This window comes from Mangrovimonas xylaniphaga, assembly GCF_001280435.1.
GTDB classification, from domain to species: domain Bacteria; phylum Bacteroidota; class Bacteroidia; order Flavobacteriales; family Flavobacteriaceae; genus Mangrovimonas_A; species Mangrovimonas_A xylaniphaga.
The window spans coordinates 274,548-297,168 of the sequence record NZ_LBIP01000018.1 but is presented as its reverse complement, the minus strand read 5'-3'; the positions used below and the strand labels follow the sequence as shown (position 1 = coordinate 297,168).

The window sequence follows — 22,621 nt, the reverse complement described above, 5'->3', positions numbered from 1 at the left end:
CAATAATTATTTATTGAGCCTTTTTGTCTAGTAAATATAAGCTTAGCAACTTGACTTATTCATAAGAAGCTATCCAAGCATTTATTTTTTGTTCCAATAATTCCAAAGGCACGCAACCTGTTTCCAATACTTGGTCATGAAATGCTTTGATATCGAAGTTATCACCCAAAGTCTTTTGGCTCTTTTCACGTAATTCAATGATTTTTAACTGTCCAATTTTATACGACAGGGCTTGTCCCGGATTAGCCATATAACGTTCTATTTCACTAATAATCTTAGATTCGGATTTCGCTTCATTCTGCAAGGAATATGCTATGGCTTCTTCCCTAGTCCACCCTTTTGCGTGAATCCCAGTATCAACCACCAACCGAATGGCTCTATGTATTTCAGCTCCCAACATTCCCAAATATTGATAAGGATCCTTATACAACCCTAGCTCCGTCCCCATAGACTCAGCATAAAGCGCCCAACCTTCTCCAAAAGCACTATACCACAAGGTTCTTCTAAAATCAGGTAGTTCTTCATTTTCCTGTGCCAAGGAAATCTGGAAATGGTGACCAGGAATAGCTTCATGCAAAAACAAATCCTCCTTATCAAAAATATTGTACTCTGTCACATTTGGAATTGGTGTATAAAAAATTCCCGGACGGGTACCATCCAAAGATCCCGAGCTATAATTGGCGGCCGCCGATTTTTCCCTAAAAGGCTCTGTTCGTCTAACTTCAAATGGTGTTTTGGGCTGCTTCCCAAACAACTTATTCAATTGAGGTTTCATCACATTGTGGATACTGTCATAAAAAGCAATCACCTGTGAACGCTCGGTAAAAGGCATTAAAGCCTTATCCGTTCTTACAAAGTCAAAAAACGCATTCAAATCACCTTTAAAACCAACTTGCTCCTTGATTTTTTCCATTTCCTTTCGGATACGGGCAACTTCATTTAAACCAATTTGATGAATCTCCTCAGCGGTTAAATTGGTAGTAGTGTAGAACTTTATTTGATGATTGTAATAAGCTGTGTCGAGCGGTGTTGCAGCAATACCACTACTCTCTCGGCCAGCAGGCAAATAGGAGTCTTTAAGAAACTTTGCCATATCGCTATATGCAGGAATCACCTTGTCATTAATCATTGCCTGATATTCTGAAGTAAGACGATCTTTCGAAGCTTGATCAAAATCCTCAGGCATCAAGTTAATCGGGCCATAGAACAAATGTGCTTCTGCTGGACCATTTGCCAAGGATTCAAACTGAGGAATTACCTTTACAATCAATGCTTTTGGCAGTACATAACCTGCCGTCATCCCTTGCTGCATGTTGGATTTTGCTGTCGCAAGCCAAGTTAAATAGCCATCCACGCGCTTTAACCAGTTTTCGTAATCTTCAATAGTTTTAAATGGTTGGGCCGTAGAACCGCTGGCCAATTGATTGAAATCCAAATTCAAAGACCACATTTGGTCTATAGGCATTAAATCTTTCTTAAAACCTAAAGCCTCCAATTTAATATTGCAATCCCACAACAAAACTGCTTTACTCATTTGCTCTGATGGACTCAGCAAGGAATCAGCAATATCACCAAAAGCAGCTTTATATTTTTCATAAAATGCCTTTTCCTTTGCTTTATGGGCTTCCGAAAGATAATTGGGAAACTGATCATTGTAACGGTTGTCTCCCGCCTGTGTAGCTAACAGTGGATCCAATACCAGTTTCTCTTGGTTAAAATCCTTCAACAATTTGGAAAAAACAGTACTTGTTGAATCATCTTTAACCGCAGGGGAACCCGTCTCCTTTTTACATCCTTGCAGAGCCAGAAACACAGCACAGCAGATAATAATTTTCTTCATTGATTATTTGTTTTGTCCTCTAAGATATTAAAATAAGTGAAGTTTGAAGATCTTTATCAGCCAGTTAAAAAAACACTTAATCATTCAACCCTTTTCCTTCTAACATTTTTGGAATGCATTTTTCAATTCTAGAGCTTCGAGTCTTGGATTGTTTAGCACTTGAAAAGAATAACAAGTATGCGCGTTGTCTTCCGGGGGTCAGGCTTTCAAAAGCAGTTTTCAGGCTGGGATTGGAAGCCAAAACATCTTGAAATTCTTCTACCATGATAAATTCCGAAGTTGGTTTCATTTTAATTTCCAAACCAACCCGTTCCACTTCGATAGCCTCAAAAACATAAGCCTTTATGGTAGCCGACAAGTCCCTAATTTCTTGAAGGCTTGTAAAACGTAATTGCCTTGCAGCTTGCACGTTTTTGGTTTGCTGCACCAAAATACCTTCAGGGTCTTTTAACAGAGCTCCTTTATGGAATAAAAGGGCACAATAGTCCTTAAAACCATGAATCAAGACCACATTTTTTCCGTTTATGGAATAACAAGGTTTCCCCCATTTTAATTCCTCCGTCATGCCACATTCAGCAACAATGTTCCTTAAAACTTCAAATTCCTTTTGCCATTTTGAGGATTGGCTTAAAAATGCATCTACTTTGGGATTCATTTCTTTTAAATTTTAAGGCCAATTTAGAAATTTATTCCCTAATGACTTGCATATCTAGTTTCTCTTGGAATTTTATAAAAAAAACGTCTGAATTACATCCTCATAAATCTTCAATTGTTGACAACTATATATCTACAAAATACACCGTTTACAAAACAAACTTGTATTTTTAGGAATAACCAAATTATCATTCCATGCGTATAGAACAAGATTTAAAACTCGGTTTTAAGGATGTTATGATCAGACCCAAAAGGTCCACCCTTAAAAGTAGGTCCCAAGTGAATCTGGAACGAGAATTTACCTTTTTGAATAGTAAAATTTCTTGGGAAGGCGTTCCTATTATGGCGGCCAACATGGATACCGTTGGTACTTTTGAAATGGCCTTGGCTTTGTATAAAAAACAGCTTTTTACAGCTATTCACAAACACTACTCCCCTTCAGAATGGACCAATTTCTTGAACTCAGCACCTAGTGGTATCGAAGATTACATAGCCCTTAGTACAGGTACAGGCAAAAAAGACACCGAGCGTTTGCACGCCGTTTTCAGCCAAAATCCCCAAATAAAGTTTATTTGTATTGATGTTGCCAATGGTTATTCAGAACACTTTGTTCATTTTGTAAAACGGACTAGAGAAGCTTATCCACACAAAGTTATTATTGCTGGAAATGTTGTGACAGGTGAAATGGTTGAAGAACTTCTTTTGGCGGGTGCCGACATTATTAAAGTAGGTATAGGCCCTGGAAGTGTGTGCACTACTAGAGTGAAAACAGGTGTGGGATATCCCCAATTATCGGCCATTATTGAATGCGCGGATGCGGCCCATGGTTTGGGAGGTCAAATAATTAGTGATGGTGGGTGTGCCACACCGGGAGATGTTGCCAAAGCTTTTGGTGCCGCTGCCGATTTTGTAATGCTTGGCGGTATGCTTGCTGGTCATGATGAAAGTGGCGGACAACTTTTGGAGCGTGATGGCAAACAATACAAACAATTCTACGGGATGAGCTCTTCAACAGCCATGGAAAAACACGTAGGAGGTGTTGCTGAATACCGTGCCAGTGAAGGTAAAACCGTGGAAGTTCCTTATCGAGGTCCTGTAGATACGACATTGCAGGACATTTTGGGAGGCTTACGCAGTACTTGTACTTATGTAGGTGCCCAAAGACTAAAGGAATTAACCAAGCGCACCACTTTCATTAGGGTTGCCGAACAAGAAAACCAAGTTTACAATGGATAAAAAAAAGCCTTGAAGAATCTTCAAGGCTTTTTTATTGATGTATATTGATTTATACATGTTTCAATGCTTTAACGTGATAATCTACCAATCCTTCAATTGGTCTTCTCACAAAGTTACCAACGGTAAAGCCCATTTCTGTGGCTACTTCCTTAATGTGCTCTTGAGTGAAAAACGATATCGATCCCGCAAAATGTACCGGAACACTTTTCAATTCATCCTTAAACTGCATGATCATATTTTTTGCAAAAGATTTAAAACCTCTTACAATTAAATCGTGCATATATACGGATTCCTTGTTCAAAATCATAAACTCTGCGAAGGTTGCCAAATAGGCATTAGGGTTGGGTTGCTTGTAAAGATTGTATTTAATATGGTCTGCTTCCATATTATATTTATGGTCAAATGCCACTCTTAATGAAGAAGGCATATGCTTGTAATAATAATCTTTAATAAGCTCCTTTCCGTAGTAATTTCCACTGGCTTCATCCATTAATGAATAACCTAGAGATACTACCCTTTGGTGCAGCTTATTCCCATCGTAATAACTACAATTGGATCCTGTTCCCATAATACATACCACTGCGGCCTCATCATCATGGTTGATGGTAGACCTTACGGCTGCCATGGTATCTTCTTCAATCTCGATGTGTGTAGATGTAAATATTTCCTTTAAGACATCGCGAAGCGCCAATTTTGGTTTTTCAGTCCCACAACCCGCACCATAAAAGTACAAGTGTGTAGCTTTGTCTTTATAGGCCATAAGCTCCTCGTTCTCCAAAATCCTTACTCGAAGCTCATTGCGCTCCAAAATGGCAGGGTTGAGACCTTTGGTTCTTATTTTTTCCGAAAGTTGGTTCCCTTCCAAATCAACTGGCATCCAATCGCACTTTGTAGAACCGCTATCAACTATTAAAATCATAAGAATAAAATAAAAAAAGACCGTAGCATTCCATTTAGTTTCCCAAATTTTATACTGCGGTCTTCTATTCGTATAAAAAGTGTTATTATAATTTGCTTACATGTAAAGCTAAATCAATCAGTTTGTTTGAATAACCAAACTCGTTGTCATACCAAGACACAACTTTAAAGAACGTAGAGTTCAATTCGATCGCTGCATCGGCATCAAAGATACTTGTACGTGCATCGCTTACGAAATCTTGAGATACTACTAACTCATCTGTATACCCTAACACACCTTCCATAGCTCCTTCTGAAGCAGCTTTAAATGCTTTCTTGATTTCATCCAAAGAAGTTTCTTTTTCCAACTTCACTGTTAAATCAACTACAGAAACATCAGCAGTTGGTACACGGAATGCCATACCTGTTAGTTTTCCATTTAATTCTGGAATTACCTTCCCTACCGCTTTAGCAGCACCTGTAGACGCAGGAATGATGTTCAATAGAGCACTTCTTCCACCTCTATAATCCTTTCTAGAAGGACCATCTACTGTTAATTGTGTAGCAGTTGTAGCGTGAACTGTAGTCATTAAAGCTTCAACAATTCCGAAGTTGTCGTTCAATACTTTAGCTACAGGCGCCAAACAGTTTGTAGTACAAGATGCATTGGATACAATAGTATCTGAAGCTTTAGCCTCTGTGTGGTTTACTCCCATTACAAACATTGGAGCATCCTTACTTGGAGCTGAAATAACTACCTTTTTAGCACCAGCCTCAATATGGTATTGTGCAGTTTCCAAAGTAGTGAAGATCCCTGTACATTCAGCTACGATCTCTGCGCCTACTTCATCCCATTTAAGAGCTTTAGCATCTTTTTCAGCAGTGATTCTAACAGTTTTACCGTTAACAACCAAATGTCCATCCTTAACCTCTACAGTTCCATCAAATTTTCCGTGAACAGAGTCATATTTTAACAAATACGCCAAGTGATCTACATCCAATAAGTCGTTGATGGCTACTACTTCAACATCCGGTCTGTTGATAGTAGCTCTAAATACTATTCTTCCAATTCTCCCGAATCCGTTGATTCCTAATTTTAACTTTGACATAATCTTAATTTAATGTTATGTGGTCATGATATCTGACACACGAAGTAATTCTAAATTTATTTTTGATTGGCCTTTGATGGCTTGATCCAATGGTGTTAGTGCCATTTTATCATCCAATAACCCGACCATAAAGTTGGTTTTTCCTTCCATAAGGCTTTCTACAGCTTTCACTCCCATTCTACTTGCCAATACACGATCGAAACAAGATGGTGAGCCACCACGCTGCATATGACCAAGTACAGATACACGTACTTCATATTCACCTAGGTTTTCCTCTACGTAATCCCTAAGTTCAAAAACGTTCTTTCCTATTTTATCACCTTCGGCTACAATTACAATACTAGAGGTCTTTCCTGAACGCTTGCTACGTCTTAGCGATTCCAACAAACGATCCAATCCTAAATCTTCCTCAGGAATCAAGATTTCCTCAGCTCCAGCTCCAACACCCACGTTTAAGGCAATGTGCCCTACATCGCGGCCCATAACTTCAATAAAGAACAATCTGTTATGTGAACTGGCCGTATCTCTAATTTTATCAATGGCATCTACACCTGTATTCAAGGCTGTATCGTAACCTAAGGTATGTGAAGTTCCATAGATATCATTATCGATAGTTCCAGGAATCCCCATGATTGGCATATCAAATTCGCTACTAAAAATCATAGCTCCGGTAAAGGTTCCATCTCCACCAATGGCAACCAAAGCGTCTACTCCTGCCTTTTTCAATTGCTCGTAGGCTTGCTTTCTACCTTCTGGTGTTCTAAACCTATCAGAACGTGCCGACTTAAGAATGGTTCCTCCCTTATTAATGATGTCCTTAACACTACGGGCATTCATTTCTACAAATTCACCTTCAATCATACCTTCATATCCACGGTATACACCTATGGATTCAATGTTGTGGTATGCACAAGTTCTCACAACCGATCGAATAGCGGCATTCATTCCAGGAGCATCTCCTCCCGAGGTAAATACGGCTATTTTTTTTATGCTTTTACTCATTAATTTTTATGTTTTGAAAAGTCAACATAACAAAGATAACCAATAAATACGACCATTTATGATATTTTTATTTTGGTACGAAAATTCAAACGATTTCGTTAATAACTTATTTAAATACCTAAGAAATTAGTACTAAATATGCTATTTGTTGGTCGTTTTTTCTTTGACGTTAATAAAATCTGGGAAGTTGTCGTCGGCTGTATTTTCGTTAGTATCATCTTTCTTTTCTGAAACTTTCTTTTTGTTTTTTCCTGTAAAGATGATTTGAAGCAATTCCTTAAAAGTATCAAATTCTACATTATAAGACAAGCCCATTCCTTGGGTATATCCAATTTCCTCTCCAAAATTGCGAATACTGTTCTCTCTATTGAAGAATTTTGCAGATAAAGTTCCCTCTTCATTGAGCAAAACCTGGATCTCTACATCACCTGCAATTACACTTTGTTCCACTCCACCAATAGGCACCCCTACTTTTCCATTAATAAGCACCTTGTCACTAAGCTGCGTACTCAAGGTTAACCCTAAACGATCGTCCGTAGCATAATCTGGGGTTACTTCCCCCGGTTGTAAATTCACACCAATTTGTAGTTTGCCATCTTCATCTTCAAAAAGACTATTGAAAAGACTGTTCACACGATCGGCAATTGTTCCATAGGCCTGTTGCCCCAAACTAATTTCACTAGCAAAGGCACCAAAGGACAATAAATTCAAAGCTTGGAACTCACGACTCTCTTTTGTTTCCAAACGATATTCCAACTCCGACTTGATGGTAGATCCCACATTAGGGAAGTTGAAGCTGAATTCCGGCTCTGGTTGTTCCAACTGCCCCTGTAGACTAATTTCTACATTCACAGGAATACTTCTATTAATAGGATTATCCAATAGCACCGAAGGATTCGCTTGTGTTTTATAAACGGCCGTCAAGTTAATTTGGGCCTTCATTGGGTCACCTTCCCAAAGAATATTTCCACCGGGTTCTACTTCAAGCTCCTTTTGAATTAAGCCTCCATAGGCAAAATTGTAAATTCCCTTTGTAACCGCAAAGTCTCCCCACATATTAAACTTACCATTGGTATTGATTTCAAACAGTAAGTTCCCGTTACCAGAACCTTGAATGGTGCTTCCCGAATTTCGATCGATCACAATCTCAATATCGGCATCTGGCGTTACAATAAGATCAAAATCCAACTCCAACCCTTTCACTTCCGGAGCTACATAGTCCTCCCCTTTTAAACGGGCTTCCTTCTCTTCTGGCGTTAAAAAATGTATATAGGAATTATCTCCATAGGTTTCCAAATCATTCAATGGCACCTTAAACACCGTTCCCTTTTCTGTGCTACCATCAAAGGTTATCACCAATTCATCGGCTGGACCTTTAATAGTGGCTTCTCCTTCCACGAACCCAGTTCCATAATATAAAGCTTCTTCAGAGTCGTCTGTATTCAAAACCAATAGACGATCCGTTGCCAATTCCAAGCCCAGGATCCAATCATCAAAATTCACATGGGAAATATATCCGTTCAGGTAAGCTCTAGAGAAGTATTTTGAATCGGTAAGCGCGACGTCCTGAAATATAAACTTTTGCTGCTCCAAAGTCACCCTAGAATCGAAATCGAAACTATAATCGACATTTAGGTATGGAATAGTTATCCCTGCATTATCCAGATATAGATCCCCACGAATATCCGGCTTTTTAAGACTCCCCAACACTTGGGCCTCTCCCGAGACCATCCCCCTAATATTGGTAATGATTCCAGCTCCCAAAGGCGCCAAAGGATCCAATATAAAGCGATCAAAATCAATATTGACATCTATATAGGAATTGGCCTCACTAACATCCACCTCGCCATGGGCTTCCAATGACCTTAAACGGTCACTCTTCAACACAAGATCCAAACTGTAATTGGTCAGGGATTGATTTCCTTCAATGTCGGCCTTTAAATTTCCTAAATCGTAGTTATTTGCCTTAAAATTATCTATGGTGATACTTGAAGACGGTAAATACACACCATGCTTCTGAAGAACTTGCAATTTCCCATTAACAATTCCCTCCAAAAGCAAACTGTCAAGCCTTGGTGTGATTTTCATTAATTCAACTTCAGAGAAGTTTAAACTCAAATCCTTATAAGTAGAATCTCTTACAACTCCAGAAAATTCAATTTCTTCATCTAAATTGGATAATACCAAATTCTTGAAATTAAATTCCTTGAATTTACGGTCAAAGACTATTTTATTAAGCGTGTCCTTCTTCTCGTTGATCTGCCAAGTAAAATCCTTAAATGTAGCATTGGATTTTTGGAAACCTACAACAGACTTATCCATTTCGTCGATGGTATAGAACATACTCAAGTCATATTCGTCTCCATTATGGGCACCTCCCCTAAAATTGGACTTTATAAATAAGGTGTCGTTTTGGGTTACGTTAATCAAACTAAACCTTGACACGTCATAATATTTTGTATGCAGCGAATCCAACTCTACATAGGTGTTGTAAACAGGATTGCTATTATCAACTGTTAAATTGACGTTTTGGGCGAAATAATCAAAGACCTTTATCTGTGGAGAGCTAAAAGATAGTTTAAACCCTTTTTCACTGTTTTCTATACGTCCTTTTATAAAAGTGTTTTCTGCCAATTCCACATTATGGAAAAAGGCCTCTACAATTTTATTATATATATTGAATTTGAAATTGATGTATTGATGTCCCTTAACTTCATTAGGAACATATTTTGAATACAGACTTCCAAACGAATTTCTCACCAATTTGCCCAAATCCTTAAACTTAAAATCACCTCTTATAGTACCCTCAATAATATCGGGAGAATTGATCCTGATAACTCGTTTGTTTTCCTCAAATCTGGACTTTATGTCAAAATCTTCAAAGTAAAACTCATTACTCTGGTTGATATAGGTTGTATTTTTAAACCTTAGGCTTCCCCTGGCATCATCCACACTAGAACCTTGCATGGACATAACTACATTTCCCTTGAAAATGGAAACACTATCCTTTTGCACAAAATTCAAGGCTTTCAAGTTGGCATACGCTACATCTGCCTTAAAATCTAAGGTTTTGATGTCCTTGGACAAATCTGCCAAACCATCAAATCTAAACTTAAAATTAGGATCGCTGGAATTAATAATTCCATTAAACACATCACTCTCCAAACGCCCAGCTACATCAATATTTTGATAGTCATAATTATTTAATACCAAGGAAAATACTTTCCCTTGAATTTGTGTTTTTAAGTTCTTAACCAAGAAACCTTTTCCATCTACATCAAGATTAAATGAAGTGGTTCCTACTTCCTCTCTTTCTATAAGCTTCCCCAAATCGAATTCCTCAAAAACCACATTACCCACATACTTCGCATTATCCACATCATTCAAATGCTCCATATTCAAATCGGAGGATACATGTCCAAGTTCTGTATCCATTTTCAATTTGGCGTCGATAGTTGTGGCCGTTATAAAGGAATCACCAGTAATCGTAAAATCTCCCAATTTGGAAAAAACGGTTGGAATGGAATTACCCAAAACATTAGGCAACAACCCTGTTAAATCGTAGTAATTTGAAGTAAGATTGGAAAACTTTCCATCCATGGAAAAAGTCCCGGCCTCATTATTGAAAAGGTTTTTAAAATTGATATCACCATAAATTTTGCTTCTACGGCTGGTCGTTAAGCGTAGGTTATTGGTGTTTAAATCATTAAGGGTTCCACTAATTTCTACATTGAATTTTGCCTGTTGATTTTCACCAAATTCGTTGTAAAAAGTATTTAACTCATCCAACTGGACTTCGGAATTTTCAAATTTGGCGGTGATGTCCACTTTATCCGTAAAAAACTGTAAATCCTCACGCAAATAATCAAACCTTAAGGATCCTTTTATATTGGAATTGGTAGTTTTAATCTGAAGATTATCAAAATTCATATAATTGACCGTGTATTGAAAATCGGTAATCATATTCTGGATTTTCACCCCTCTACTATCAACGAAATTTAAGGTGTTGATTCGGGTGCTTACATTACTTCCGTCAATCAAAAAATTGGTAGCGTTAATGTTTAAATCATTAAACTCCAAAATCTTTGGATTCTCCTTGTTTTCATCCGAAAATTTAAACACACTATTATAAATAGACACATCACTTGAGGACATCAAGAAATTACCTTTCACCTTGTCTGGGTTGTCCTCATCAAAACGAGCTACAAAAACATCCAGATTGGTCTGTTTTTCCCCTTCATAAGTTTTGATATTGAACACCAAATTCATGATATCTATATCTCCAAACACCAATTTCCCTTCAGATAAATTTCTATAATTAAGGATGGAGGTATTCAGTTCCTGAACACTAATCAACGTATCTTTCTTGTAGTCTTCAATATAAATCTGCTTCAGCTCCACATCGCCATTAAACTGCAAACCAACCCTTTCTATGGAAATATGCGTTCCAAACTCATCATTAAGTCGTTTGGTAGCATATTTACCCAAAGAGGTCTGAATTGCTGGAATGGAAAGTATTAGCACCAAAATGACAAACAACAGTAAAACTATTGCAACGAGCTTTGATACTATTTTTAAAAATTTTTTGATACGTATTAATGTTTTAACTTTGAAGCCAAAATTAACAATTATTGTGCCTAATTTTCAGTAATGACTTCACAAAATATTTACATACTTGCTATAGAATCCTCTTGCGATGATACGGCAGCGGCTGTAATGCTGAACGGAAAAATTTTGAGCAATGTTGTGGCCAGTCAAAATATTCATGAAGAATATGGCGGCGTTGTCCCCGAACTTGCCTCTAGGGCCCACCAACAAAACATCGTTCCGGTGGTGCACCAAGCGTTAAAAAAGGCCAATATAGATAAATCCCAGTTAAGTGCCATAGCCTTTACAAGAGGTCCTGGACTTATGGGCTCACTTTTGGTAGGAACCTCTTTTGCAAAATCTTTGGCTTATGGACTTAATATTCCATTGATTGACGTCAACCATATGTCGGCTCATATTTTAGCACATTATATTGAAGAAGAAGGTTTCAACAAACCACCTTTTCCTTTCTTGGCCATGACCATTTCTGGAGGTCACACACAAATAGTAAAGGTGAACTCCTATTTTGATATGGAAGTAATTGGTGAAACCATCGATGACGCCGTGGGAGAAGCTTACGATAAAAGCGGAAAGATTTTAGGGCTTGGCTATCCTGCCGGGCCACAAATAGATAAACGCGCTCAAGTTGGAAACCCAAAAGCATTTAAATTTACAAAACCGAAGGTAGATGGGCTAAATTTTAGCTTTTCGGGATTAAAGACGGCAATTTTGTATTTCATTCAAAAGGAAACCAAAAGCAATCCTGATTTTATAGCACAAAACCTGGACGATATTTGCGCGTCCATTCAATATACTATTATCGGAATTTTAATGGACAAACTAAAACTTGCCAGCAAAGAAACAGGTATCAAACACATCGCCATTGGTGGTGGAGTGTCTGCCAATTCGGGCATTCGAAAAGCACTTAAGGATGGTGAGAAAAAATTTGGATGGACTACCTATATCCCAAAATTTGAATACACTACAGACAATGCAGCCATGATTGCCATCGTTGGACATTTAAAATATTTGGAAGGTGATTTTTCCGATTTTAACGTAACCGCTACAGCTCGTTTAAAAATTTAATTTATGCAGTTGTTCTACAACCCAGAGCTTTTAGAAACTTCCTCCCAAATTTCTTTTGATAAAGAAGAAAGTCGGCATATCGTAAAAGTGCTTCGGAAATCCCAAGGAGATGTATTGCACATTACTAACGGACAAGGCTGGCTGTTTACTGCTGAAATAGAGCTTGCAGACCAAAAACACTGTCGTGCCAATATTACCTCTAAAACCTTTCAAGAAAAACGAAACTACAAGCTCCATTTGGCGGTAGCTCCCACAAAAATGAACGATCGCTATGAATGGTTTTTGGAAAAGGCCACCGAAATTGGCATCGATACCATTACCCCCATCATTTGTGAACACAGCGAAAGGAAAGTTATCAAAACAGAACGGTTTGAAAAGATTTTACAATCGGCCATGAAACAGTCCTTGAGCAATTATATGCCGCAACTGGAAGCTGCTATTCCTTTTAAAGATTTTGTCGAACAGGAATTCAGTGGACAAAAATTTATTGCGCATTGCGAGGAATTGGATAAAAAATCTCTAAAATCACAATTGATTCCAAATACGGAAGTCACCATTTTAATTGGCCCCGAAGGAGATTTTAGTGTGAAAGAAATTGAAATGGCTCTTAAGAATGATTTTATTCCTGTAACTTTGGGTAACACCCGACTTAGAACAGAAACAGCGGCCATCGTTGCCTGTCACTCGGTTGCCTTTACAAATGAATAATATGAAAAAGTACCTAGCCCTTGTAATTTGCCTATTTCCATTATGTTTTTCGGCTCAAAATTTGGCCGTTGCCAAATATAAGGGCGGTGGCGATTGGTATGGAAATCCTACCTCCTTACCCAATCTTATTGCTTTCTGTAATGCCAACATCAACACCCAAATGAACAGCACACCAGAAACGGTTGAGATAGGTAGCACCGATATTTTTCAATATCCGTTGATACATATGACTGGGCATGGCAATGTGTTTTTCAGCCCCGAAGATGCCGAGAACCTTCGGAACTATTTAATGTCAGGAGGATTTCTTCATATCGATGACAATTATGGTATTCGTCCATATATTACCAAGGAACTAAAAAAAGTATTTCCTGACCTAGAACTTGTTGAAATCCCAAAAACCCACGAAATCTTCAATATCGCTTACAAGTTCCCCGAAGGTCTTCCCAAAATTCATGAACACGATGGCAAACGCCCACAGGCTTTTGGCATTTTTTATGAAAACAGATTGGTATTACTATTTACCTATGAAAGTGATTTAGGTGATGGTTGGGAAGACACCGAAGTACATAATGACCCGCAAGATGTTAGGGAAAAAGCTCTTAAAATGGGCGCCAATATAGTAAAGTATGCCTTTGAGCATTAATATCACACCACAGTGACACAACTTACCCACTACACTTCCAATTTTACTAAAAAGCAATTTCCAATCACTATTGTCTGTGACAATATTTCTAATGCACCAAATATTGGAAGCTTGTTCCGAACCGCTGATGCCTTTGGAGTGGAACAACTCATTTTTTGTGGGAATGATATCCCTATGGGCCGTAAAATGACAAAAACAGCAAGAGCTACAGAAAAAGTAGTTTCGTTCAAAATTGAAGAAAATACATTGGAAGTTGTGTTAGGTCTAAAACAGAAGGGATTTCAAATTATTGCGCTTGAAATTACCTCTAATAGTATTCCTTTACACACCTTCAATTATAGTGACCAATCCCCTATAGCCTTGGTAATTGGAGATGAGAATTTTGGTGTGTCGGAAGAAATTCTAAAAAACTGCGACCACATATTGCACATTGAAATGTTTGGACAAAACAGCAGTATGAATGTTGTGCAAGCAACAAGTGTGGCACTCTATGAACTTACAAAGCAAATTATGTAATCCAATTTTCTATATTTACAGATATGGATTCAAAAGTAATTGCAAACGGAATTTTAAGGGCATTAGGCATTATCTTAGCCATTGTACTCATCCTATTCTTTTTATACAAAATTCAATCGGTAATCACTTATATCGTGATTGCAGGGGTAACGTCTTTAGTAGGAAGACCAATAGTCATCTTTTTAAGAAAGCGGCTTAAATTTGGTAATACTGCTGCCGTAATTGTTACCATGCTAATTTTGGTTGGCTTGTTGGTTGGGCTTATTGGGATGTTCATTCCTTTAATTGTAAAGCAGAGTCATAATTTAGCTTTGTTGGATATCAAAAAACTAGAAGATAATATTGAAAGTCTCTATATCCAAGTCATTGATTATTTTCACATTTATAATATCAATATGGAAGAATCCTTCAAGTATTCCAATTTGATTGAAAAGCTTGATTTCGCGGCCATTCCAAATTTTATCAATGCTATTATTGGTGGCTTTGGAAGTTTTGGAATTGGGCTTTTTTCTGTATTGTTTATTTCATTTTTCTTCCTAAAGGATAGTAAACTTTTGGAGAATAGTATACTCTCATTTATTCCAGATAGCAAGGAAACTCGTTTGAAAAAATCCTTTGATAAAATCAAGGATTTATTATCTCGCTATTTTATTGGATTGATCATACAGATTTCAATTCTATTTTTCATTTATACAATAGGACTGCTTATTGTAGGCGTTGAAAACGCTGTGGTTATTGCTTTCCTGTGTGCTTTAATTAATTTGATACCATACATCGGTCCGCTAATTGGCGCTGTTATCATGGTAACACTTTCTATGACTTCCAATCTTGGCGGAGGTTTGAGCACTGTCATTTTACCAACCACTTTTTATGTGCTCATCGTGGTTGCCGTTGGCCAGTTAATTGATAATTTTATAAGCCAACCATTTATTTTTTCAAAAAGTGTAAAATCTCATCCATTAGAAATTTTCCTAGTGATTATCATTGCTGGCATCCTTTTTGGAGTCGTTGGAATGGTTGTAGCCGTGCCGGCCTATACAGCCTTAAAAGTTATTTTAAAGGAATTTTTGTACGATATAAAATTGGTACAAAGACTCACAAAAGATCTCTAAATTGAATCCTGACATTTTAAATACCACGCACCAAGAATTTATACTTACACATTTAAATTCTGACACAGTTGCTTTGCTATTCAAAAACCATCCAGAGATTTCAGTTGACATCAAACTTTTGGTAGAACAGATTGAAGCTAAAAAACGCTGTCAACATAAACTTCCAACTTGGTTTAATGCACCTCTCATAGTTTATCCCAATAAACTCAATATTGAACAAACTTCCTCTGAAGCTACAGCAAAATACAAAGCTGGGCTTATTGAAGGGAAGTCCTTAATTGATTTAACAGGTGGCTTTGGAGTAGATTGTTATTATTTTTCCAAAAAGTTTCAAAATGTCACGCACTGCGAATTGAATTCTGAACTTTCGGAAATCGTTACGCATAACTATTCCCAATTAAATGTCAATATTAAAACATTGAACGTTGATGGTATTGAGCATTTAAAAAAACATCAAGATACTTACGATTGGATTTATATAGATCCTTCCAGACGCCATGACAGCAAAGGCAAAGTCTTTTTTTTAAACGACTGCCTGCCCAATGTGCCTTTACATTTGGATATGTTGTTTCAACGTTCCAAGAACATCATGATAAAGACCTCCCCTCTTTTGGATATTTCTGTAGGAATGGGAGAATTAAAGCATATCAAAACCATTCATATTGTCGCCCTTAATAATGAAGTTAAAGAGTTGTTATGGGTTTTGGAGGACAATTTTAAAGGAGATATCGAAATAAAAACGGTTAATCTTACACAGGCTATCGAAGAAAAGTTTGATTTCAACTTTAATGAAGAAAAAAATGCTAGCGCCGTATTTGGCGAACCACTTTCATATTTATACGAACCTAATGCAGCCATTTTAAAATCAGGTGCTTTTAAATCTGTTTCAGAAAAGTTAGGAGTTCCTAAACTCCATCAGCATACACACCTGTATACCTCAGAAACCTTAATTGAATTTCCTGGACGAAGTTTTGAAATTGTTAAAACACTCACTTTTAACAAACAACTTATGAAAAAGGAAGGAATCTCGAAAGCGAATATTACCACTAGAAATTTCCCCGAAACGGTTCAACAACTTAGAACTAAATTGAAAATAAAAGATGGTGGAGAACTCTATTTATTCTTCTCCACCAACTTAAACGATGAAAAAATCGTGATTTTTTGCAAGAAAACCTCTTAATTACACTCTAACTTTCCTATTTCAATAATCATCTGATTATTAGCTCAAATCAATAGTTAGTTTGTTCCAAAGGTTCTGACTATCTTCGCGCAAAATTTTTATTGATGCTAAAAGTAGTCTTATTCGATATGGACGGTGTTATTGTGGACACCGAACCATTGCACCACAAGGCCTACCACAAAATGTTTGATGACTATGGTATTGACGTTTCAGATGAATTGTATGAAACTTTTACTGGAAAATCTACAAGGAATGTGTGTAAGTTTCTTTGTTCGCATTTTGGACTGGATGAAGATCCTATAAATCTCGAAAGGAAGAAACGCAACCATTTTAATCATTTGTTCGATTATGATGAAAGTTTGCAGCTTTTAGACGGTGTGTTGGAACTAATTCAAGAATACCACGCCAATGGACTGACCTTAATTTTGGCGTCTTCTGCAACCATGAGCACCATTGATCGCGTCTTTAAAAGATTTGAGTTAGATCAATATTTTAAAGCCAAATTAAGCGGCGCCGATTTAAAAGCCTCCAAACCACATCCCGAAATATTTTTAAAGGCTGCAGAAGTTTCTGGACACGAAAAACACCAATGTATGGTGATTGAAGACTCTACCAACGGTATTGTAGCGGCCAATAGTGCCGCCATTTTTTGTGTTGCCTATAGAAGTGAAAATTCCAAAAATCAAGATTACACCCTAGCGAATTTGCTAATTGACGACTTTAAGGAAATTTCATTTGAAAAAATTCAAAATTTACAGATCGTCTAAACATATTGGCTTCAAGCTATTTAAAACTCTAGTGGTTTGAAATTTCAAAATATTGACGAAAAAATTCAAAAAATAGTTGTGAGATACGCAATGTTATCCTACATTTGCATCCGCAATTAAGAAAGGTTCTTTATTTAATATTGGAGAGGTGCCAGAGTGGTAATGGAGCAGATTGCTAATCTGTCAACGCGAAAGTGTTGCCAGGGTTCGAGTCCCTGTCTCTCCGCTTTCTTTTCGGGGTGTAGCGTAGCCCGGTTATCGCGCCTGCTTTGGGAGCAGGAGGTCGCAGGTTCGAATCCTGCCACCCCGACAAAAAGCTGAACAATAATTTTGTTCAGCTTTTTTTATGGAATTCTTTCAAGTTTCCAAATAGCCTTCCAAAACTTGTTTAGATTGCCTATGGACAACCAAAGCTTGCTCAAAAATTTCATTTATGGAATATGTATCTTGAGCTTTTGACTTCTCTTCAATTTTCAACAACAATTCACTCAAATTAGTCAATCCCATATAAGTTATCTGTGGTTTAAGAGAATGGACATTCGCACAAACCTTTTCCCAGTCTTCAGCAGCAATCCCTTCACCAATGGAATTGAACAGCACAGTTGCTGTATCTAGATAAAGTGCAATATACTTCTTCATCTTTAAAGTATCCCCCCCCGTAAACTTCTCTAAAAAAGATAAATCCATAGACATCATTCTCTTTAAATATTCGCCTTAATAATACTATTCACCTTTTCAAATGCTTCTTCATCTTTTATCACATAGTGCAACACACCTAAACCAATGGCTTTAGCCGCCGTGTAGTAGCTTTCCTGTCCAGAAAGCATTACTACTACAGGATGACTTTTCATTTTCTTTATTTCACTCAACATATCCAATCCATTTAGATGGACTGAATTACTGGAGCTTAAATAATGATCCAAAATAATAAGAGCTGGATTTTCATATAAAGCCTCTAAACAAGCCTCTCCAGACATAAAACTCTTTACCTTCAACGAGGGATTATGTTGCGTTAAATAGTCACTAAGCATCATAGAAAACAAAGGCTCGTCATCTACAATAAATACTTTGTTTTTATATTGATTCATGATTTTAATACTTTATGTTCTTTGTCAGTTACCTTATAGATTTTCTGAAGCAAATCTGCCACATCAAAAGGCTTGGGAACAAAATCATTCATTCCCGCTTCAAAACATCTTACCACTTCTTCCTTCAAGACATTTGCTGTCATAGCAATAATGGGAATATGGCCTACAGAATCCTTCAGTTGACGTATGGCTTTTGTACACTCAAAGCCATTCATAACAGGCATTTGAACATCCATTAAAACAACATCAAACAATTCAGTTTGCAATTTATCCAAAGCCACTTCTCCATTTTCGGCAATCCTTACTTCAACACCTTGGATATTGTCCTCTAATTCTTCTTTTGCCACAACGGCATTAAAGGCATTATCTTCAACCAACAATACTTTAAGCCCCTTCAATTGATCTTTCAAAATTTCTAATTCGTCTTTATGTGTCTTGCCATTTAAATTTGAAGGAATAATAAAGGGCTCATACGGAATCACAAAATGAAATGTACTCCCCTTACCTCTTTTACTCTCCGCCCAAATTTTCCCTCCATGCAGTTTAACTATCTTCTTAGATATACTCAAACCTAATCCGGTGCCACCAAACTTTCTACTGGTATCTGTTTGGGCCTGTTCAAACGATTTAAAAACATTCACAAGTTTATCTTCTTCGATTCCAATACCAGTATCTAAAACAGAAAAATGAACTTGAAGATTTCCTCCACTTTCCTCTATTTTAGATTCTACTTTTACAACAACTTGGCCAGCAGATGTAAACTTAATAGCATTCCCAACAAGATTTAAAAGCACCTGTCGCAATCTAACGGAATCCCCCTTTACCATTGGAATATGTTGATCAAAATCGACATTTAGGGACACTCCTTTCTCTTCCGCTTTAAACTTCATTATTTGGACTACTTTATGGACTTCTTCTGAAATTGAAAAGGGAATTTTCTCCAACTCGATTTTACCGGATTCAATCTTGGACAGATCCAATACATCATCAATAATTACCAAAAGGGAATTCAACGATTCTTTAATGGCATTTAAATAATCCAATTGTTCCTTTTTGGGGTTTCGTCTTAATAAAATATCCGTCATTCCCTTAATGGCATTCATTGGTGTCCTTATTTCATGACTCATATTTGCCAAAAATTGATGTTTTGCGCGCTCTGAGGATTTTGCCTTTTCCTTTTCAGCTTCTATAACACGATTTTTTTCCTTTAAGACACCTTGGGTCTTTTTGATAAAATTCAAACGGTTATACAGGCCCAAAGCAACCAATAACGCTAAAATTGCAGCCCCAATAATTAAATTTCTAAAGGTTTGCTCCTTGCCCAATTGCTTCTCAAATCTCAACTCTCTTTCCAAGGCCTCCTTTTCCACTACCAAACTATCCTTAAACCTCTCTTGATTAAAAGCATTTTCAAGCTCCAAACGTGTTGTTCCCTGGCTATTTCTAAATTTTGTAATGGAATCATTTGCGGCAACAACCTTTTCATAAGCCTCAAGCGACTTTTGATAATTACCAAGCTCCTTATAAGATTGGGCTAATATTTCATAATTCCGTTTATCATCAAGCAAGGTTACATGAGGATATGTCATTCCTTTTTTAATGGAAGAAACAGCCTTTTTAAATTCACCAAGTCCTACATAAGCCTTCCCTATTTCTTGATACATTAATGGTTGCACCCTACTAGCCAAATTATCTTTGTAAAAGGGCTCTAAATCCAACAACTGCAACAATGCTTCCCTGTGCCGAGCAAGCCCATTAAATACTTTAGATTTTACCAATAAGGCATAATTCATACATTGCTCACAAGTCTTATCTTCACTAGCTCTTGGAGCCATCAACACTACTGCAGAGTCTATGTATTTCAATGCCATTTCTGGCTCTTTCATTTCTGTTTTAACGGAAGCCATTGATAAGTAGATTCTGGCCAAGTTCCTACTTTCGTCTTTTTGCTTGGCTATTTCCAAGCCTTTTAAAGTGTATTTTTGTGCTTCCTCAAAATTTTCAATGTTTGAATGAATTTCTCCCATAGACACCCAAACATTCTCCAAATTATCAATTTCAAAATGCAATTCTTCAGAAAGTTTCAATGCTTCTTGGAACGCCTTTAAAGCTTCTGGATATTTTTCATTCAACACATAAAATTCCCCTAAACTCAAGTACATCGGAATCAATTTATCACGAGCCTCTGGCACATCCAATACCGTCTCAATCCGATTAAAAAGTGGTCTTGCTATTTCGGAATCTAAATTTCTCAATACCTCCGAAAAGAACCCCTGCAATTTATAGTTTCTTACAGTTTCCGATTTTAACGTTGCGGGAAGATTCTTGAACAAAATGGATTTAATAGAATCATTTTCTATAAATCGACTCATGGAACTATATAAATTCAATTGTTCCTCTGCCATCAAATTTTTTGAATTCAGATCCAACATGAGTTGGATGGCTCGTTCTTTCGAAAGATTTTTGCAATTAAAAGCCAATAAGCTTTCTAAAGCACCTCCTATAACCGCATAATCCTGCTCCTCCATGCCTATCTCCAAGGCTTTCATCAAATAATCACAATCCATAGACTGATTATTATTGATAAAACTATAAGATCCTTTTAGTAGATATACTTTTCCTCTATTAAAGGCTTTGCTTGATTTATTGCTTAAATCAAGAGCTGCATCGCTTCCAAAATTCAATTTATCCACAATACCGAATAAATCCTTAGGTGCGATTCCCTTATTTTTTTCAGGATCCACGAGGTAGCTATAAAGCTCGTCATAAGCCTCCAACCTCATTTCTGGAGTTTTGGAAGTATTATTAAAAACCTGAAAAATAGAATCTATAGGTGCTATTTGCCCTTGTACTGAATTGACAAAAAGAAAAACAAAAAAGAATAATGTAATCAAATGTTTCATCTTAGTAAGTTACTAATTTTAACAATTAAAAGGTCAACATGGCTGAGCTACTGCTGTTTAAGCTGTTCCAATTTTTCCCTGGTAAGTGGGTATTCCTTTAGTTCTAGAGCCTTTTGGTAACTTTCAGCAGCCTTTTCCTTATTGTTTGTTGCCACGTAGTAATCACCAAGGGAATCAAACACATTAAAACTATCCGAATGGATCTTTGCATTATATGAGAAGAACTGCCCCGCCCTATCATATAATTTACCATTCAACATGCCATATCCCAACCTATTTATCAAGCTTTCATCTGGCTTAACTTCATAGCCCATGTATCTTGAAACATTTTGATAATGCCCCGCAATTTGCGCCACCATATCAACATCCATATTTTCAAAATCCTTTTCATTAATTTCAATTCTATGGAATTCAAACAAAAACCGTAAACCATCATATTCCGTAATCAATGGTACCGATCCATGTGTATCATTTTCGTAAAATTGACTTTTGTATCTAAACCCTTCTATTAAATTATCCTTTAAATAGCTGTCTAAAGACAAAATAGATCGTATATGAAGCGTCTCCTCTGTTGTGTCTTTACTTACTGTTGAAATATCGTAACCTTCTACCAAAGTATTCGCGTAACCTAGGTAAAGAGATGTTCCTTTTAAATCATTTAAGTTTGGACGGTTTTGGATTTCCTTTAAGATTTCTTGATTGTTCCACCATATCGATGGGTCAATGGCAATATAATTTTGAAACATTTGAGGCCTTTGGAACATGGTGTAAATGGCCATCATTCCTCCAAGAGAATGTCCTACCAACATACTATAGGGAGCCGTAGGATACTTTGATTCTATATAAGGCTTCAATTCCTTTTCAATAAAGTCCAAAAACAAATCACCTCCACCTGTATTTTTTCTCATATCATCTGGGTTATACCCTGATCTTTCAACCATTTGTGTTGGTGATAAATCTCTAAATCTATTTGTATTGTGTATTCCCACAATAATCATTTCAGGCAAAACCGTATTACCATTTGCAGTACTCAATTGCTTTATCATACCTACAACGGAATAGAAATGTGTAGGACCATCCAACAGGTACAAAATAGGGTAAACCTTATTAGATTGATAGATACCAGAGTTCTTTTCTGGATTATATATCCAGACTTTTCTGTGCTCATTCAACACTTTAGAGAATATACTATCCTCAACGCCAAAGTCTACTGTCTTTTGCTGTTGTGCACTCACTAACAAAGTAAAACACAACACAATTGATGTCATTAAAGTTTTCATAATTTGGAAGTAT

The 22,621-nt window shown here is 37.0% G+C and carries 18 protein-coding genes and 2 tRNA genes; 10 read left to right on the top strand and 10 right to left on the bottom strand.

Annotated features, from left to right (window positions below; translation table 11 throughout):
- Positions 1–55: 55 nt before the first annotated feature.
- Positions 56–1,840 carry a DUF885 domain-containing protein gene (locus ZA06_RS12370; protein WP_053977782.1) on the bottom strand — a complete coding sequence of 595 codons (1,785 nt, stop codon included), beginning with the start codon at positions 1,838–1,840 and terminating at the stop codon, positions 56–58.
- A gap of 76 nt (positions 1,841–1,916) precedes the next feature.
- The gene (locus tag ZA06_RS12365) at positions 1,917–2,495 is read right to left on the bottom strand and encodes a YdeI/OmpD-associated family protein (protein ID WP_053977781.1); all 579 of its coding nucleotides are present in this window, start codon (positions 2,493–2,495) and stop codon (positions 1,917–1,919) included.
- A gap of 194 nt (positions 2,496–2,689) precedes the next feature.
- On the opposite strand from ZA06_RS12365, the gene ZA06_RS12360 reads away from it, so the two are divergent.
- A complete protein-coding gene (locus ZA06_RS12360) occupies positions 2,690–3,730 on the top strand; it encodes a GMP reductase (RefSeq protein WP_053977780.1) in 1,041 nt (346 codons plus the stop codon).
- Positions 3,731–3,779: 49 nt separating this feature from the next.
- On the opposite strand, the gene ZA06_RS12355 is transcribed toward ZA06_RS12360, so the two are convergent.
- From ZA06_RS12355 to ZA06_RS12340, 4 genes are all read right to left on the bottom strand, one after another.
- Positions 3,780–4,649 (bottom strand): N-acetylglucosamine kinase, encoded by an 870-nt coding sequence (locus tag ZA06_RS12355; RefSeq protein WP_053977779.1) that lies wholly within the window; start codon positions 4,647–4,649, stop codon positions 3,780–3,782.
- A gap of 85 nt (positions 4,650–4,734) precedes the next feature.
- Positions 4,735–5,736, bottom strand: coding sequence for a type I glyceraldehyde-3-phosphate dehydrogenase (gap, locus tag ZA06_RS12350; RefSeq protein WP_053977778.1), 1,002 nt, complete (start codon positions 5,734–5,736; stop codon positions 4,735–4,737).
- A 15-nt stretch (positions 5,737–5,751) separates the two neighbouring features.
- The gene (gene pfkA, locus ZA06_RS12345; RefSeq protein ID WP_053977777.1) at positions 5,752–6,738 is read right to left on the bottom strand and encodes a 6-phosphofructokinase; all 987 of its coding nucleotides are present in this window, start codon (positions 6,736–6,738) and stop codon (positions 5,752–5,754) included.
- A gap of 141 nt (positions 6,739–6,879) precedes the next feature.
- A complete protein-coding gene (locus ZA06_RS12340; protein ID WP_240472273.1) occupies positions 6,880–11,262 on the bottom strand; it encodes a translocation/assembly module TamB domain-containing protein in 4,383 nt (1,460 codons plus the stop codon).
- 126 nt (positions 11,263–11,388) lie between these two features.
- Between ZA06_RS12340 and tsaD the strand changes: the two genes are divergently transcribed.
- From tsaD to ZA06_RS12295, 9 genes are all read left to right on the top strand, one after another.
- Complete coding sequence (tsaD, locus tag ZA06_RS12335) at positions 11,389–12,411, top strand: tRNA (adenosine(37)-N6)-threonylcarbamoyltransferase complex transferase subunit TsaD (protein WP_053977775.1); 1,023 nt, start codon at positions 11,389–11,391, stop codon at positions 12,409–12,411.
- 3 nt (positions 12,412–12,414) lie between these two features.
- A complete protein-coding gene (locus ZA06_RS12330; RefSeq protein ID WP_053977774.1) occupies positions 12,415–13,119 on the top strand; it encodes a 16S rRNA (uracil(1498)-N(3))-methyltransferase in 705 nt (234 codons plus the stop codon).
- Between the two features lies 1 nt (position 13,120).
- Positions 13,121–13,762: a DUF4159 domain-containing protein gene (locus ZA06_RS12325; protein ID WP_053978083.1), complete on the top strand. Its 642-nt coding sequence runs from the start codon at positions 13,121–13,123 to the stop codon at positions 13,760–13,762.
- Between the two features lie 12 nt (positions 13,763–13,774).
- Positions 13,775–14,278, top strand: a complete 504-nt coding sequence (locus tag ZA06_RS12320; RefSeq protein ID WP_053977773.1) for a TrmH family RNA methyltransferase — start codon at positions 13,775–13,777, stop codon at positions 14,276–14,278.
- Between the two features lie 23 nt (positions 14,279–14,301).
- Positions 14,302–15,390: an AI-2E family transporter gene (locus ZA06_RS12315; RefSeq protein ID WP_053977772.1), complete on the top strand. Its 1,089-nt coding sequence runs from the start codon at positions 14,302–14,304 to the stop codon at positions 15,388–15,390.
- A 1-nt stretch (position 15,391) separates the two neighbouring features.
- On the top strand, positions 15,392–16,570 hold the full coding sequence (locus tag ZA06_RS12310) for a THUMP-like domain-containing protein (protein ID WP_053977771.1): 1,179 nt from the start codon (positions 15,392–15,394) through the stop codon (positions 16,568–16,570).
- 104 nt (positions 16,571–16,674) lie between these two features.
- On the top strand, positions 16,675–17,337 hold the full coding sequence (locus ZA06_RS12305) for an HAD family hydrolase (RefSeq protein ID WP_053977770.1): 663 nt from the start codon (positions 16,675–16,677) through the stop codon (positions 17,335–17,337).
- 142 nt (positions 17,338–17,479) lie between these two features.
- Positions 17,480–17,563, top strand: a tRNA-Ser gene (locus ZA06_RS12300).
- 9 nt (positions 17,564–17,572) lie between these two features.
- Positions 17,573–17,647: transfer RNA gene (locus ZA06_RS12295), tRNA-Pro, on the top strand.
- 47 nt (positions 17,648–17,694) lie between these two features.
- Here ZA06_RS12295 and ZA06_RS12290 read toward each other — a convergent pair.
- From ZA06_RS12290 to ZA06_RS12275, 4 genes are read right to left on the bottom strand one after another with little or no spacing between them, the layout of a single operon-like run.
- Positions 17,695–18,024 (bottom strand): Hpt domain-containing protein, encoded by a 330-nt coding sequence (locus ZA06_RS12290; RefSeq protein ID WP_053977769.1) that lies wholly within the window; start codon positions 18,022–18,024, stop codon positions 17,695–17,697.
- A 14-nt stretch (positions 18,025–18,038) separates the two neighbouring features.
- Positions 18,039–18,425 (bottom strand): response regulator, encoded by a 387-nt coding sequence (locus ZA06_RS12285; protein ID WP_053977768.1) that lies wholly within the window; start codon positions 18,423–18,425, stop codon positions 18,039–18,041.
- On the bottom strand, positions 18,422–21,328 hold the full coding sequence (locus ZA06_RS12280; RefSeq protein ID WP_053977767.1) for a tetratricopeptide repeat-containing hybrid sensor histidine kinase/response regulator: 2,907 nt from the start codon (positions 21,326–21,328) through the stop codon (positions 18,422–18,424). The genes ZA06_RS12285 and ZA06_RS12280 overlap by 4 nt, the downstream gene beginning before the upstream one ends.
- Before the next feature lie 47 nt (positions 21,329–21,375).
- On the bottom strand, positions 21,376–22,608 hold the full coding sequence (locus ZA06_RS12275) for an alpha/beta hydrolase-fold protein (RefSeq protein WP_053977766.1): 1,233 nt from the start codon (positions 22,606–22,608) through the stop codon (positions 21,376–21,378).
- Positions 22,609–22,621 lie beyond the last annotated feature (13 nt).